Origin of the sequence: Oryzomicrobium sp. (assembly GCF_036820405.1) — a bacterium.
GTDB lineage: Bacteria > Pseudomonadota > Gammaproteobacteria > Burkholderiales > Rhodocyclaceae > Oryzomicrobium.
On the sequence record NZ_DAISLS010000001.1, the window covers coordinates 152,253 to 167,086 of the forward strand.

Annotated in this window: 16 protein-coding genes; 1 reads left to right on the forward strand and 15 read right to left on the reverse strand. The window is 67.4% G+C overall.

The features are described from left to right. Window position 1 precedes the first annotated feature (1 nt). The 8 genes from fabF to V7Z98_RS00750 all read right to left on the reverse strand — a co-directional run bounded on the left by fabF (window position 2) and on the right by V7Z98_RS00750 (window position 6,372). Window positions 2–1,243 (reverse strand): beta-ketoacyl-ACP synthase II, encoded by a 1,242-nt coding sequence (gene fabF / locus V7Z98_RS00715; RefSeq protein WP_334156599.1) that lies wholly within the window; start codon window positions 1,241–1,243, stop codon window positions 2–4. Window positions 1,244–1,455: 212 nt separating this feature from the next. Then, window positions 1,456–1,692: an acyl carrier protein gene (acpP, locus tag V7Z98_RS00720; RefSeq protein WP_293265347.1), complete on the reverse strand. Its 237-nt coding sequence runs from the start codon at window positions 1,690–1,692 to the stop codon at window positions 1,456–1,458. 112 nt (window positions 1,693–1,804) lie between these two features. Beyond that, a complete protein-coding gene (gene fabG / locus V7Z98_RS00725) occupies window positions 1,805–2,545 on the reverse strand; it encodes a 3-oxoacyl-ACP reductase FabG (protein ID WP_293265345.1) in 741 nt (246 codons plus the stop codon). A 5-nt stretch (window positions 2,546–2,550) separates the two neighbouring features. Further along, window positions 2,551–3,477, reverse strand: coding sequence for an ACP S-malonyltransferase (gene fabD / locus V7Z98_RS00730; RefSeq protein ID WP_334156600.1), 927 nt, complete (start codon window positions 3,475–3,477; stop codon window positions 2,551–2,553). Between the two features lie 35 nt (window positions 3,478–3,512). Further along, complete coding sequence (locus tag V7Z98_RS00735) at window positions 3,513–4,472, reverse strand: beta-ketoacyl-ACP synthase III (RefSeq protein WP_334156729.1); 960 nt, start codon at window positions 4,470–4,472, stop codon at window positions 3,513–3,515. A gap of 2 nt (window positions 4,473–4,474) precedes the next feature. Then, entirely contained in the window at window positions 4,475–5,548 is a 1,074-nt protein-coding gene (gene plsX, locus V7Z98_RS00740; protein WP_334156601.1) for a phosphate acyltransferase PlsX, read from the reverse strand. 110 nt (window positions 5,549–5,658) lie between these two features. Next, window positions 5,659–5,838, reverse strand: a complete 180-nt coding sequence (gene rpmF / locus V7Z98_RS00745) for a 50S ribosomal protein L32 (RefSeq protein ID WP_054620852.1) — start codon at window positions 5,836–5,838, stop codon at window positions 5,659–5,661. A gap of 57 nt (window positions 5,839–5,895) precedes the next feature. Beyond that, window positions 5,896–6,372 carry a YceD family protein gene (locus V7Z98_RS00750; protein ID WP_293265337.1) on the reverse strand — a complete coding sequence of 159 codons (477 nt, stop codon included), beginning with the start codon at window positions 6,370–6,372 and terminating at the stop codon, window positions 5,896–5,898. A 245-nt stretch (window positions 6,373–6,617) separates the two neighbouring features. On the opposite strand from V7Z98_RS00750, the gene V7Z98_RS00755 reads away from it, so the two are divergent. Then, window positions 6,618–7,229 carry a Maf family nucleotide pyrophosphatase gene (locus V7Z98_RS00755; protein WP_334156602.1) on the forward strand — a complete coding sequence of 204 codons (612 nt, stop codon included), beginning with the start codon at window positions 6,618–6,620 and terminating at the stop codon, window positions 7,227–7,229. 74 nt (window positions 7,230–7,303) lie between these two features. Here V7Z98_RS00755 and def read toward each other — a convergent pair whose 3' ends face one another. From def to V7Z98_RS00790, 7 genes are read right to left on the reverse strand one after another with little or no spacing between them, the layout of a single operon-like run. Then, window positions 7,304–7,840 (reverse strand): peptide deformylase, encoded by a 537-nt coding sequence (gene def, locus V7Z98_RS00760; protein WP_334156603.1) that lies wholly within the window; start codon window positions 7,838–7,840, stop codon window positions 7,304–7,306. Between the two features lie 17 nt (window positions 7,841–7,857). Then, entirely contained in the window at window positions 7,858–8,607 is a 750-nt protein-coding gene (locus V7Z98_RS00765; RefSeq protein ID WP_293265331.1) for an S-methyl-5'-thioinosine phosphorylase, read from the reverse strand. 24 nt (window positions 8,608–8,631) lie between these two features. Next, complete coding sequence (locus V7Z98_RS00770; RefSeq protein WP_334156604.1) at window positions 8,632–9,357, reverse strand: class I SAM-dependent methyltransferase; 726 nt, start codon at window positions 9,355–9,357, stop codon at window positions 8,632–8,634. A gap of 5 nt (window positions 9,358–9,362) precedes the next feature. After that, the gene (locus V7Z98_RS00775) at window positions 9,363–9,923 is read right to left on the reverse strand and encodes a hypoxanthine-guanine phosphoribosyltransferase (protein WP_293265327.1); all 561 of its coding nucleotides are present in this window, start codon (window positions 9,921–9,923) and stop codon (window positions 9,363–9,365) included. Then, window positions 9,920–10,789 (reverse strand): UTP--glucose-1-phosphate uridylyltransferase GalU, encoded by an 870-nt coding sequence (galU, locus tag V7Z98_RS00780; RefSeq protein WP_293265325.1) that lies wholly within the window; start codon window positions 10,787–10,789, stop codon window positions 9,920–9,922. Before galU ends, V7Z98_RS00775 begins: the two co-directional genes overlap by 4 nt. After that, a complete protein-coding gene (ligA, locus tag V7Z98_RS00785) occupies window positions 10,786–13,197 on the reverse strand; it encodes an NAD-dependent DNA ligase LigA (protein ID WP_334156605.1) in 2,412 nt (803 codons plus the stop codon). The genes galU and ligA overlap by 4 nt, the downstream gene beginning before the upstream one ends. Window positions 13,198–13,231: 34 nt before the next feature. After that, entirely contained in the window at window positions 13,232–14,824 is a 1,593-nt protein-coding gene (locus tag V7Z98_RS00790) for a cell division protein ZipA C-terminal FtsZ-binding domain-containing protein (RefSeq protein ID WP_334156606.1), read from the reverse strand. Between the last annotated feature and the right edge of the window lie 10 nt (window positions 14,825–14,834).

Genomic DNA, 14,834 nt, shown 5'->3' on the forward strand with positions numbered 1-14,834 from the left:
CTCAGATGCGCTTGAACGCCAGAGTACCGTTGGTCCCACCGAACCCGAAGGAGTTGGACAGGGCCACGTCGATACGCATGGAGCGGGCTTCGTTGGCGCAGTAATCCAGATCGCAGCCTTCGCCCGGATTGGCCAGGTTGATGGTAGGAGGCGCCACCTGCTGATGCACCGCCAGGGTGGAGAACACCGCCTCGATGCCACCCGCCGCGCCCAGCAGATGGCCGGTCATGGACTTGGTGGAGCTGACCACCAGGGACTGGGCCGCGTCGCCGAAGCAGCGCTTGACCGCCTGGGTCTCGGCCATGTCACCCAAGGGGGTGGAGGTGCCGTGGGCATTCACGTACTGGACGTCGGAAGGATTGATACCGGCGTTCTTGAGGGCGTTGACCATGCAACGGGCCGCGCCTTCGCCGTTTTCCACCGGCTGGGTCATATGGTAGGCGTCGGCGCTGCGACCGTAGCCGATCAGTTCGGCGTAAATCTTGGCACCGCGGGCCTTGGCGTGCTCATACTCTTCCAGTACCAAGACGCCGGCCCCCTCGCCCAGGACGAAGCCGTCGCGATCCTTGTCCCAGGGACGGCTGGCGGCCGCGGGATCGTCGTTGCGGGTGGAAAGGGCCCGGGCCGCGCAGAAGCCGCCGACGCCCAGGGGCGACACGGTGGATTCGGCACCGCCGGCAACCATCACGTCGGCGTCGCCGTACTCGATGATGCGGGCCGCTTCGCCGATGGAGTGGGTGCCGGTAGTGCAGGCGGTCACCAGGGCGATGTTGGGGCCCTTGTAGCCGTACATGATCGACAGATTGCCGGAGATCATGTTGATGATCGAGCCGGGCACGAAGAAGGGGCTGACCTTGCGCACACCGCCGGCCAGGTATTCATCGTGGGTCTGCTCGATCAGGGGCAGGCCGCCGATGCCGGAACCGATGGAGACGCCGATGCGCTCCATGTCCAGCTTATCGTTGCCTTCCAGGCCCGCGTCGCGGACCGCCTGGATGCCGGCCGCCATGCCGAAATGGATGAAACTATCCATGCGACGGGCTTCTTTCGGCGACAGATAGGTGCCGATGTCGAAATTCTTGACTTCCCCGGCGATGCGGGACGGGAAGGAGGAGGCATCGAACTTGGTGATGGCACCAATGCCCGTGCGGCCGGCGGTAATGTTCTGCCAGGCTTCCTCGACGGTGTTGCCAACCGGGGAGATGATCCCCAGGCCGGTGATGACGACTCTACGGCGTGCCAACATGCGCTCCGGATATGTCTGGTGAGGGGTGAAAGGCACGGGGCGCCCTGCGTTGCAGCCCTCCTCGGGGCATGCCGCATTCGGCCACTGGGGCCGCGTGGCCCGTGCTGGGACGAGGCTGCGCCAAGCGGCGGCCCCGGGATGCTGCAATTCGATGCAACCGGGCCGGCGCTTCCGAGGAAACAGCCGGCCCGATCAACGTCCGCAGAAGCTTACTTCTTGTTGGCGAGGATGTAATTGATCGCCTGCTGGACGGTGGTGATCTTTTCCGCCTCTTCGTCGGGGATTTCGCACTCGAATTCTTCTTCGAGGGCCATCACGAGCTCGACGGTATCCAGCGAATCGGCGCCCAGATCGTCGACGAAGGAGGACTCGGTCTTGATATCGGCTTCGTTCACACCGAGTTGTTCGGCAACAATCTTTTTAACGCGCTGTTCGAGGTTTTCCATTAAGGGGCTCCTTATCCCTGATACGGGTAAAAACAAAACTTATCCATTCTACCAAAAGCGGCTGCCGCCACAAAACAACCACGCAGGCTTTCGCGAGGCGCGCCGCTTCGGGTCACTCCATGAACATCCCGCCATTGACGTGGATGGTATTTCCCGTCACGTAGGCGGCGCCCGGCGAGGCCAGGAACAGCACGGCCGAGGCGATGTCCTCCGGGGCGCCGAGGCGGCCCAGGGGAATGCTGGCAACCAGGGCCTCTTTCTGCTTCTCTTCGAGGACCTTGGTCATGTCGGTGTCGATGAAGCCGGGGGCGACGCAGTTCACCGTGATGTTGCGGCTGCCCAGTTCCCGGGCCAGGGATCGGGTCATGCCCGACACGCCGGCCTTGGCGGCACAGTAGTTGGCCTGGCCGGGGTTGCCGGCATGGCCAACCACCGAGGTGATGTTGACGACGCGGCCGAAGCGGGCCTTCATCATCCCCCGCATCACCGCCTTGGTCATGCGGAACACGGCCTTCAGGTTGGTGTCGATGACCGCATCCCACTCCTCGTCCTTCATGCGCATGGCGAGGTTGTCGCGGGTGATGCCGGCATTGTTGACCAGGATCGACACCGGGGCGAATTCCTTTTCGATCTCGCCGATCAGGGCGTCCACCTGGGCCTGGTCGCGCACTTCCAGGGCGGCGCCCCGGCCGGCGATGCCAGCTTCCTTGAGATAGTCGCCGATCTTGGCGGCGCCGTCCGCCGTGGTGGCGGTACCGATCACGGTGGCGCCGGCACGGCCCAGGGCCAGGGCGATGGCCTTGCCGATGCCCCGCGAGGCGCCGGTGACCAGGGCAATCTGTCCTTGCAGCATCTGTATCACTCCAGGTTGAGGTTGGCCTCGATCCCGGCCAGATCGGCCAGGGCCACGCCATTCACGCCATCGGCGCAACGTTTGGTCAGGCCGGCCAGGACCTTGCCCGGCCCGCATTCGGCAACGACGGTCACGCCCATCGCCGCCATCTTCTGCACGGTCTCCACCCAGCGCACCGGGTTGTAGGCCTGGCGCACCAGGGCGTCGCGGATACGGGCCGGATTGCTCTCGACAGCCACGTCCACGTTGTTGACCACCGGAATCTTCGGCGCCTGCAGGTCCAGTTCGGCCAGGCGAGCAGCCAGCTTGTCGGCGGCGGGACGGATCAGGGAGGAGTGGAACGGCGCGGACACCGGCAGAGCCACGGCGCGCTTGGCGCCCCGGGCCTTGCAGGCTTCCATAGCCCGCTCCACGGCGGCCTTGTGGCCGGCGATCACGGTCTGGCCAGCGGCATTGAAGTTCACCGGCTCCACCACCTCGCCCTGGGCCGCTTCGGCACAGGCGGCGCGGATACCGTCGTCGTCCAGCCCCAGAATCGCAGCCATGGCGCCGGTGCCCAAGGGCACGGCGTCCTGCATGGCGGCGGCGCGCAGGCGCACCAGGGGGACGGCGTCCTTGAATTGCAGGACGCCGGCGGCCACCAGGGCGGAGTACTCGCCCAGGCTGTGGCCGGCCACCACGGCGGGCTGCTTGCCGCCCTTCTCCTGCCAGAGGCGCCAGGCGGCGATGCCGGCGGTGAGCATGAGCGGCTGGGTGTTCACGGTTTGGGCCAGCAGTTCGGCCGGGCCTTCGGCGACCATCTGCCACAGGTCCTGGCCCAGGGCTGCGGACGCCTCGTCGAAGGTGGCGCGGATCACCGGGGCGTCGCCGTAGGCGGCCATCATGCCCACCGACTGGGAGCCCTGCCCGGGGAAGACAAAAGCAAAAGCCATGGTTATCTCTCTATTTCTTGTGGAATTGCGCAAAATCAGTAGCGCAGCAACACGGCGCCCCAGGTGAAGCCGCCGCCCACGCCTTCGAGCATGACGGTCTGGCCGCGCTGGATTCGCCCGTCCTTGACCGCCGCGTCCAGGGCCAGGGGCACCGAGGCAGCGGAGGTGTTGCCATGGCTGGCCACGGTGGTCACCACCCGGTCCATGGAAAGCCCCATCTTCTTGGCAGTGGCCTCGATGATGCGGATGTTGGCCTGGTGCGGCACCAGCCAGTCCACCGCCTCGGGGGCGATCTGGGCTGCATCGCAGCATTCCCGGGCCACTTCGGCCAGGACGCGCACGGCGAATTTGAACACCGCCTGGCCGTCCATGCGCAGGAATGGGTCGCCGATCACCTGGCCGCCGGCCACCTGGCCGGGAACGTTGAGAATCTGGTTGTAGCTGCCGTCGGCATGCAAGGCGGTGGCCAGAATGCCCGGGGCCTCCGAGGCTTCCAGGATAACGGCGCCGGCACCGTCGCCGAACAGCACGCAGGTGCCCCGGTCCTTCCAGTCGAGGATGCGCGAGAAGGTTTCGGTGCCGATCACCAGGGCCTTTTTATGGCTGCCGGAACGGATGAACTTCTCGGCCACGGTCATGGCATAGACGAAACCGCTGCACACGGCCTGGACGTCGAAGGCCGTGGCCTTCTTGCTGCCCAGTTCGGCCTGGATCAGACAGGCGGTGCTGGGGAAAATGAAATCCGGCGTGGAGGTGGCGACGATGATCAGGTCGATTTCGCCGGCCGTGGCGCCGGCGTGCTCCAGGGCGCGGCGGGCCGCCTCCAGGCCAAGCTGGCTGGAGGTGACGCCGGGAGCGGCCAGGTAGCGGGCGCGGATGCCGGTACGAGTGGCGATCCACTCATCGTTGGTGTCGATACCCCGGGCGACGAGGTCATCGTTGGTGACGCGATCCGGGGGCAGGTAGCTGCCCACGCCGGCAATGCGGGCGTAAATGGTCACGCTGTCTCCTGTGCGGGAGCGTTGTTCGAATCAAGGGGAGCCGCAGCGGCACGCTGGGCTTCCCGGTGGGCCTGGTAGACCGCCATCTGGCGGGCGATCCGGTCGAGCACGCCTTCGCGGGCGGCCTCGTAGGCGCGCACGATGGCGTTTTCAAAGGCGAAGGCGTCGGCGGAGCCGTGGCTCTTCACCACCACGCCCTTCAGGCCGAGCAGGCTGGCACCATTGTAGCGACGATGGTCGACCCGGTCCTTGAAGCGCTTGAGCACCGGCAGCGCCACCAGGGCGGCCAGCTTGGTGAGGGGCGAGCGGCTGAACTCCTGCTTGAGGAAGGAGGCCACCATCTGGGCCAGGCCCTCGGAAACCTTCAGGGCCACATTACCGACGAAGCCGTCGCAGACGACCACTTCGGCCTCGCCCTGGTAAACCCCGTCGCCCTCGACGTTGCCGATGAAGTTGAGGCCCGAGTCGCGGAGCAGTTCGGCGGCCTGCTTGACCACCTCGTTGCCCTTGATCTCTTCTTCACCGATGTTGAGCAGGCCAACGGTGGGACTCTCCTTGTGCTCCACGGCGGCCACCAGCATGGCCCCCATGATGCCGAACTGGAGCAGGTGCTCCGCCTCGCAATCCACGTTGGCGCCCAGATCGAGGACGTGGACGTGCCCCTTGGTGGTGGGCAACACGGTACAGATCGCCGGGCGGTCGATGCCCGGCAGCATCTTCAGGACGAAGCGGGAAATCGCCATCAGGGCGCCGGTGTTGCCGGCCGAGACGCAGGCATCGGCCTCACCTGACTTGACCAGGTTGGCGGCAACGCGCATCGACGAATCCTTTTTGTTCTTCAGCGCCAGGGCCGGGGATTCGTCCATGGCCACCACCTGGGAGGCATGGTGCACGGAGACGCGCTCGGAATCCACGTCCGCGCCCTTCAAAAGGGGACGGATGCGGTCTTCGAGGCCGATGAGGATGATGCGGGATTCGGGAAAACGACGGGCGAAAGCCAGGGCCGCCGGCACTGTGACACCGGGACCGTGGTCACCACCCATGCAATCGATGGCGAGGGTGATAGCCATTGGGGAGGGAAGCAAGGAAGGAGGGAGCCGCGCCGGGAGCCGGCACGACGGCAAAAGAAAAGGCAGGCGCCCTCTTCATGAGAGGGAGTCGCCTGCCCCTTCCGGCAGAATTACTCGCCCTTGCCCTTGACGACCTTCTTGCCGCGGTAGAAACCGGACGGGGAGATGTGGTGACGCAGGTGGGTTTCACCGGTGGTGGGCTCAACCGCCAGGGCGGGAGCGGTCAGGAAATCGTGAGCGCGGACCATGCCACGCTTGGAGGGGGACTTCTTGTTCTGTTGAACGGCCATTTCAAACTCCTAAATAAAAATCGGGCTTCGCTTTAAACCCCGACCGCGACCAACAGGTCACGGCGTTTTCTTCAGGGCAGCGAGCGCGCTGAAGGGCGAAACCTTTGCGTTTCCCTGCCCGCCTTCCGGCAGGGCGCAATCCAAGTGCTGCGGCACTGCCGGCAGGGCGAGAATCACCTCGTCCTCGATCAGGGCTGCAACGTCCAACGACTTGTCGGCAACAATGAAATCCCGGGAGTCGTCCTCCAGGTCATCCTGAGTCAGATCGGCCTCGTCGTCGATGAGTTCGAGGAGGCTATCCACCTCAAGCTCATGATCGACCCGTTCCAGGCAACGCTGGCACCCCAGGGGCAAGAGCCCGGAAACAACCAGCCACAGCTGCGGCTTATTGTCGGTGCTGACGCGGCCTTCAAGTCGATAGACCAGCTGCCCCTCGCGGGCCAGCAGTAAATCCGCCAAGCGCGGCAGGGCGGCCAGGTCCAGGGACCCTTCCAGCACCCGCCCCTCGCGGGCGAAAACCTTGCTGTCGATCACGATCTGTTGCGACATAAGGCGCGGATGATATGATTTTCGGCTCTCCATGTCAAAAAAGACGGAAGCGCCGGACTTTTCAGGAGTTGCCAGTCGCCCGGAAACACCGCCAAACACCTGCGGCAGCGGCCCCCAAGCCGTGCCAAAGTTGAAGTTTGAGCTGGACGCCCCTTCATCCCGTTATTCCCCAGCCCCACCGCGCCTCACCGTCTTTCGTCCGTCCCCGTCATTTCTTTCCGCGCCTTACCGTGAGCCATTCAGCCCCCGCTTCCCCTGCCCCGCAGCGCCTGATTCTTGCCTCCACCTCACCTTACCGGCGCGAATTGCTCAGCCGGTTGCAGATTCCCTTCGAAACCATCTCTCCCGAAGTCGACGAAACCCCCCTGCCCGGCGAGGCGCCTGAAGCCTTGGCACTGCGTCTTTCCGAAGCCAAGGCCCGGGCAGTGGCGGAACGCCACCCGGATGCCCTGGTGATCGGCAGCGACCAAGTGGCGGTGCTCGACGGTGCCATCTTCGGCAAACCCGGTGGCCACGAGAAGGCCGTGCGCCAGTTGCAGACCATGCGCGGCCGCACCGTCAACTTCTTCACCGGCCTGGCCCTGGTCCATGGCGCCAGCGGCCACCGCCAGATCGAGGGCATTCCCACCCTGGTCACTTTCCGCCACCTGACGGACGACGAAATCCACAACTACCTGCGCCGCGAACAGCCCTACAACTGCGCCGGCAGCGCCAAGTCCGAAGGGCTGGGCATCGCCCTGCTGGAAAAGATGGAGGGCAGCGACCCCAACGCCCTGATCGGCCTGCCCCTGATCGCCCTGTGCAGCATGTTGCGCAACGCCGGGGTTTCGCTCTTCGCCTGAACCGGCCCCTCTAAAGCCAAAGGCCGGCTCCATTGCTATGGAACCGGCCTTTATTCATGGGGCCTTGCCTTTGCTCAGTCGTCGGTCCCGGCAGGCAGGCCATTGGGGAAAAGCACGTCGGTGAAGCCGAAGCGGGTGAAATCCCGTACCCGCATCGGGAATAGGATGCCGTCCAGGTGATCGCACTCGTGCTGCACCACCCGCGCATGGAAACCTTCCACTGTGCGATCCACGACGTCGCCCTGTGGGGTGACGCCGGTGTAGCGCAGGCGCCGGTGGCGGGGCACGCTGCCACGAAGCCCGGGCACCGACAGGCAGCCCTCGAAGCCCTCCTCCATCTCGTCGCCGAGCGGCGTCAGGACCGGGTTCACCAGCACGGTGAATGGTACGGCCTCGGCCTGGGGGTAGCGGGGGTTGCGCTCGAAGCCGAAGATCACCACCCGCAGCGGCACGCCGATCTGGGGCGCGGCCAGACCAACGCCCTGAGCCGCCTGCATGGTGTCGAGCATGTCGGCCACCAGGGCGTCCAGGGCCTGCGTACCGAATGCCCGGACCTCTTCCGCCCGCAGATAAAGGCGCGGGTCGCCCATGCGCAGGATTTCCCGGATCACGGCATCCTCCTAACGGTTCACAGGAACACGCCGCAGCCGGCCACGGTTTCCAGCAGCGATCGGACCCGCCCCATGGGGGCGCCCAATTCGCCAAGGATGGCGTCGAAGCTGATGCCATGGGCCGAATCAGCCCGGCCGGCGGCGTAGTTGGCCACCACGTTGATGGCCGCGTAGGGGAGCTCCAGTTCCCGGGCCAGCAGGGCCTCGGGCATGCCGGTCATGCCCACCACGTCACCGCCGTCACGCTCGATGCGGTTGATCTCGGCGGCGGTTTCCAGACGGGGTCCCTGGGTGCAGGCATAGACCGCCCCGGCCTTGATGGGGATTTTGGTCAGGTCGGCGGCGCCGATGATGCGCTGGCGCAACTCCTCGTCGTAGGGATCGGTGAAGTCGATGTGGCGCACCGGATTGCCCTCCCCTTCGAAGAAGGTGGAACGGCGGCCCCAGGTGTAGTCGATGACCTGGTGGGGCACCACCAGGTCGCCCGGGGCCAGGTCGGCCCGGATCGAGCCCACCGAGGCCACGGCGATCACCGCCAGGGCGCCCTTGTGCTTGAGGGCCCAGATGTTGGCCCGGTAATTGACCTCGTGGGGCGCCAAGGTGTGGCCATGGCCGTGGCGGGCCAGGAAGACCACCGGGGTGCCGCAGACTTCGCCGAAGGTCAGGGGGCAGGAGGGTTCGCCGTAGGGCGTACGGACCACCTCGCGGTGGGTGATGAGTAGGTTGGCGAGCTGGGACAGCCCGGAACCGCCAATGATGGCGAGCATTGAATTCTCCGCTACTAAATTGCGTCAGGCCCGGCGCGCTAGGGCCATGCCCAGCAGCGGAATGGCTCCGCGCATAGGGCCGGACAGCTTGCCCAGGGTGGCCGCCTCGTGGGGCGTCGGGGTGAGCTTGCGAAACAGGGTGTCAGCCTTGGACAACTGGAACGGCAAGTCTTTCAGGACCAGTTGCTGCTGCACCTTGAGGGTCAGGTCGCGGCCGATGTCCTTGGCCGCCCAGGGCATGACCGTACGGTCCGCCACCTGAAGCACGGTCACGCCGGGCAGGGCGGCGGCCAGTTCGGCGCAGCCGCGCTGCATGGTTTCCCGGTGGCGCGCCACCCCCTCCCCCGGCCGGCCGCCGGGCAGGGCCGTGACCTCGTCGGGGGCGCCGGCCAGCCAGCAGGCCACGGCGCGGGGATCGAAGGCTTCCAGCTGGCGGCGCGCCGCATCCGGCAGGGCCGTCACGTCGGCGTCGATGAAGGTCACCCGGCCGGCGATCTCGGCACCGGCAGCGACCAGGCGTTGGGCGGCCTCGTCGCGGCAGGCGGCAATCGGTTCGACCACACACACGGAAAAGCCGGCCCGGGCCAGGACCACGGTGCTTTCACCCACGCCGCAGCCTACTTCCACCACGCGGCGCTGATCTGCGGCGCCGAGGGCGGCTGCCAGGGTTTCGGCGAGCCAGGCGTAGTCGCCATGACGGGCGTACCAGGCGGCTTCGTTCGTCCAGCGGGAAGGAAAAGCTTCTGCCACGGCGCTCACAGTCCCTTCACCGCATAGACCGCCGGCAGGTTGCGCCAGGCGCCGCGCACGTCCATGCCATAGCCGAAGACGAAGCGGTTGGGCACCGAGACCGCCACGTAGTCGGCGCGGATCGGCTTGTCCAGGCCATTGTCCTTGTCGGCGAACACCGCGGTGCGCACCTCGGCGGCCCCCAGTTGCAGCAGCCGGTCGCGGATCACCGCCAGGGTCACGCCCTGGTCCAGGATGTCGTCCACCACCAGCACGATCCGGTCCTTGACGCTGGTCCAGGGGGCGGCCTTCCACGACAGGGCGCCGCCGGCGGTGTCCTGGCCGTAACGGGTGACGTGCAGGTAGTCGAACTGAAGGGGAAAGCGCAGCTGGGTCAGGAGCTGGCCGGCGAACACCAGGCCGCCGGTCATCACGCACAGCACCAGGGGACACTTCTCCCCCAGGTCGGCGCTGATGGTGGCGGCCACCCGGGCCACCGCCTCGCTCACTTGGGCCTCGTCGTGGATCACATCGGCGTCGGCCAGGGTGGCCTGGGCTTCCCGGTAGTCGATGATGGACATGCTCATCCTTTCAGGCTGTCCAGGTAGGCTTCGAAGGCATCGCCCACCTCGGCATGGCGACGCCCCAGGGCCACCGTAGCCTGCAGGTAGCCGAGCTTGGAACCGCAGTCGTAGCGCACACCGTCGTAGCGGTAGGCCAGCACCTGCTCTTCCTGAAGCAGGGCGGCGATGCCGTCGGTGAGCTGGATTTCGCCGCCGGAGCCGGGCTTGACCCGCTCCAGGTGGTGGAAGATGCGTGGAGTCAGGATGTAGCGCCCCACCACGGCCAGGGTGGACGGCGCCTCTTCGGGCTTGGGCTTCTCGACGATGGCGGAGATGCGCTCGACCCGGTCGGCCACGGGCTGGGCGTCCACGATGCCGTAGCTCTTGGTCTCGGCCCGGGGCACGTCCTGCACGCCGATGACCGAGCAGTTGTAGTAGTCGAAGGACTCGGACATCTGCTGCATCACCGGCTTGCCGTGGTCGAGCAGGTCGTCGGCCAGGATCACGGCGAAGGGCTCGTCCCCCACCACCGACTTGGCGCAGAGCACGGCATGGCCGAGGCCCAGGGCTTCAGACTGGCGGGTGTAGATGCAGTTCACCCCCTTAGGCAGGATGTTGCGCACCACTTCCAGGAGTTCGGTCTTGTTCTTGCGCTCCAGCTCGGTTTCCAGCTCGAAGGCCTTGTCGAAGTGGTCCTCGATGGCCCGCTTGCTGCGGCCAGTGACGAAGATCATCTCGGTGATGCCGGCGGCCACCGCCTCTTCCACGGCGTACTGGATCAAGGGCTTGTCCACCACCGTCAGCATTTCCTTGGGGCTGGCCTTGGTGGCAGGCAGGAACCGGGTGCCCAGACCGGCTACCGGAAATACGGCCTTGCGAACTTTCTTCACTGCGTTTCTCCCTGATTCGGCGGCGTCGAACCATGCGACTCCGACAACGATTCCAACAACGACAACAGGCCGGCCTCGTCGAGGACGGGCACGCCCAGCTCCTCGGCCTTGGCCAGTTTGGAGCCGGCTTCGGCGCCGGCCACCACGTAATGGGTTTTCTTCGACACGGAACCGGCCACCTTGCCGCCCTGGGCCTCGATCATGGCTTTAGCCTCGTCCCGGGTCAGGGTAGGCAGAGTGCCGGTGAGCACGAAGGTCTTGCCCGCCACCTGGGGGTTGCCGCTGCCGGCGGCGGGGGCCTCAGGCAAGGCGGCGAGCAACTCGCCGCGCAGTTCGGCCAAGGCCAGCAGCAGCTTCCGGTTGTCTTCCCGGTCGAGCCAGTCGCGCAGGGCGTCGCCCACCTCGGCGGGCAGGGGCAAGGCAATCAAATCCAAATGGTCGAGGCGCGCCAGGGTGGCGCCGTCCGGCACCGCCTCGGCCAGTTGCTGGGCGCGCACCGGAGTCAGCCTGGGCACGCCCAGGGCGGCGTAGAGCGCGGGCCAGGCCAGCTTTTCCGCCAGGTCCGGATGGGGGGCGTGCTCGTCGGCCGGCGCCACCTGGGCGGCGAACAGAGCGTCGATGGCGGCGCCGTTCCGGGGTTCGGAAAAGAAATCGGCGATGGCGGCCGCCACCGTGGCGCCGATGTCCGGCAGCACGGCCAGGAGCGGTGCCGGCGCGCGTCGGACCCGAGCGAAGGTGCCGAGCCAGTCGGCCAGGGTCTTGGCGGTGGATTCGCCGACGTGGCGGATGCCCAGGGCGAACAGGAAGCGTGCCAGGGTGGGCGAACGGCTGGTCTTGATGCCTTCCAGCAGCTTTTCCGCCCAGCGGGTGGCAACCACGCCCTTCTTCACCGTCTCGGGGGTGGTGCCGTCGCGCTCGTCGGCACGGCGCTTCATTTCCAGCAGGTCGTCCAGGGTGAGGCGGAACAGGTCGGCCACGCCATGGACGTAGTCCAGGTCCACTAGGTTTTCCACGTAGCGGTCGCCGAGCCCTTCGATGTCCATCATGCGCCGGCCGGCGAAGTGCAGGATGGCCTGGGTGCGCTGGGCCCGGCAGGCGAAACCGCCGGAGCAGCGGGCAATGGCCTCGCCCTCTTCCCGCACCACGTGAGAGCCGCACACCGGGCAATGACGCAGCATGGCGAAGGGTTTGGCATCCGCCGGGCGGCGCTCCTGGATCACGCTCACCACTTCGGGGATGACGTCGCCGGCGCGGCGCACGATCACCGTGTCGCCGATCCACACGTCCTTGCGCCGCACCTCGTCCTCGTTGTGCAGGGTGGCGTTGGTCACCGTCACCCCGCCGACGAACACCGGCTTGAGGCGCGCCACCGGGGTGATGGCGCCGGTGCGCCCCACCTGGAAGTCGATGGCTTCCACCACGGTGCTGGCTTCCTGGGCCGGATACTTGTGGGCCACGGCCCAGCGCGGCTCCCGGGAGCGAAAGCCCAGTTCGGCTTGCAGGGCCAGGCGGTTGACCTTGTAGACCACTCCGTCGATGTCGAAGGGCAGCGTATCGCGCAACTCGCCCATTTGGCGGTGGAAACCGGCCAGTTCGGCCGCGCCCCGCACCACGGCGCGATGGGTGCAGACCGGCACGCCGAAGGCCGCCAGGGCGTCGAGCACGCCGCTGTGGGTAGGCGGCAACGTCCAGCCTTCCACCACACCGATGCCGTAGGCGAAGAAACTCAAGGGCCGGCTGGCGGCGATGGCCGGGTCCAGCTGGCGAATGCTGCCGGCGGCGCCGTTGCGCGGATTGACCAGGGTCTTGTCGCCCCGGGCGGCGGCGGCTTCGTTGTAGCGGGCCAGGTCGTCGCGGCGCATGTACACCTCGCCGCGCACCTCCAGCACGGGCGGGGCGTCGCCGGCCAGGCGCAGGGGAATCTGGTGCACGGTGCGCAGGTTCTGGGTGACGTCCTCGCCCACCGTGCCGTCGCCCCGGGTGGCGCCCTGGACGAACAGGCCATGCTCATAGCGCAAGGTCACCGCCAGGCCGTCGAACTTGAGTTCGGCGGCGTATTCCACCGGCGGGTCGGTCTCGTCCAGGCCGAGTTCCTTGCGCACCCGGGCGTCGAAATTGTAGGCCCCGCTCTCCTCGATATCGGTCTCGGTCTGGATCGACAGCATGGGCACGGCGTGGCGCACCGGTGCAAACTGATCGAGAGGCGCCCCCCCCACCCGCTGGGTTGGGGAATCGGGGGTGCGCAATTCCGGATGCGCGGCCTCCAGGGCCTGCAATTCGCGGAACAAAGCGTCGTAGTCGGCGTCCGGAATGGTCGGGGCGTCGAGGACGTAGTAAGCGTGGTTGTGGCGCTCGATTTCCCGGGCGAGGGAACGGGCCCGGGCAAGAATCTCGGGGGGCAAAGTCATGCGGTGGTGCAACCGTACAGCAAGGGCAAGGCGCTCAGGCGAAGAGGCGCAGGGCCACCGGCCCGCCGGCCGGGATGCCCCGGGCCGCCATGGCGGTCTGGTACTGGACGATCTGCCGGCGGATCGGCTCGATCATGACGTCGGTGAAGGGCTGGCCGTTGTCGTCCACCACCTTGCCGTGGAGCGCATCGGCGAAACGCCGGGCCAGCTCCACCACCTGGAGGAAGACCCGGTCGCCATGGGCGATGCGCGGCACGTCGAGGAGGAAGGTGACGCCCCGGCATTGCAGGCTCTTCATCGTGTCCGCGGCAAAACCGCCGGGGTCGTGGCCAACCAGGGCGTACACCGCCCGTCCCAGATCGTCGCGCCGCACGAAGGCGCCGGAGGCTTCCAGACCCATGCCGGCGGATTCGGCCAGGGCGCGGATCTTGGTACCGGCGAAAAGCTGCTGGTGGGCGACCACGTTGAGGCCGATCTGGATGTCCACCTGGGCGCAGAAGCCGTCCAGTTCCCGGGCGGCTTCGAGGAAGGGGCGTTGCAGCGGCAGGTCGGCCACCGCCATGAAGCGTTCCGCCACTTGGCGCATGGCGGCATGGAAGGCGGCTAGTTCGTGTTCAGCCAGGGGGCCGCGCCGATCCGCCAGTTGCAGACCGACCCGGATGCGCCGCATGGCGCGCTGGTCATCCGCCTCCAGGGGGGTCCACACCCCTTCCCGCTCGTCGAAACCGACCCAGATCACCGCCTTGGACAGGCGCCCCAGCACCTCGCGCTGGGCATCCAGCCACTGGTGGGCCGGCAGGGGCTCGCTGGTTTCCAGGGCCACCAGGTAGTCGGTGTCGGACGACAGCAACTCCGGCGGCAACAGCACGGCGGAGAAAGTGCTGGCCTGGACCGGCGCTCGGGCCGGCCCAGGCGCGGATTGCGCTTGCGGCGCCAGAGGCGCCTCGGGTTGGTCGTCCAGAGCGATGGGGCCCCGGGGAGGATCGGGCCGCACCAGGGGCGGGGCGATCGGGGCGCTGGCGAAGGGCGACGGGCTTTGCACCTGGGCCGGAGGCGGCGCATAGGCCGGCGCAGCCGGCTGCGGCACGGCAGCCCGGGGAATGGCGGCTGCTGGCGCGACCGCCGGCTGGGGCGGTGCAACCGGCGCGTAGGCAGGCTCGCTGGGGGCGAAGGGCGGCACCTCGTCCACCGGCGGCAGGCCGCCCAGGACCGGCTCCTGGCGCAGGCCGGCGAAAGCCGCCTGGGGCGCGTGGTGGAGTTCCCGGGGATCGGCCATCATCGGAGCTTGGGCTGGCTGGTGCTGACCCAGGCCGGGCTCGGCGTAGGCGGCGTTCTCGAAGACGCCACGGGACACCGCCGCCGACGCGGGCGCGGCGGCCCCGCCCGGGGCGGCGCTAAAGGACGGCAGGTCGGGCACATCGTCGAAATCCACCGGCGGGTCGATGGCGTAACCATCGGCCACACCTCCCGCCGCCGGCGCATCGTCGAGCAGGGCGTCGCCCCGTTGGGGTGCGAGCAGGAATTCGGCCACCTGGCGGTGGCGGCGCTCCTGCCATTTGTTGTAGGCGACCACACCGCCCACGGCGGCGGCTCCCAGTCCGATCAGTGCCAGTTGCAGTTCGTTCATCAAAGCGCAG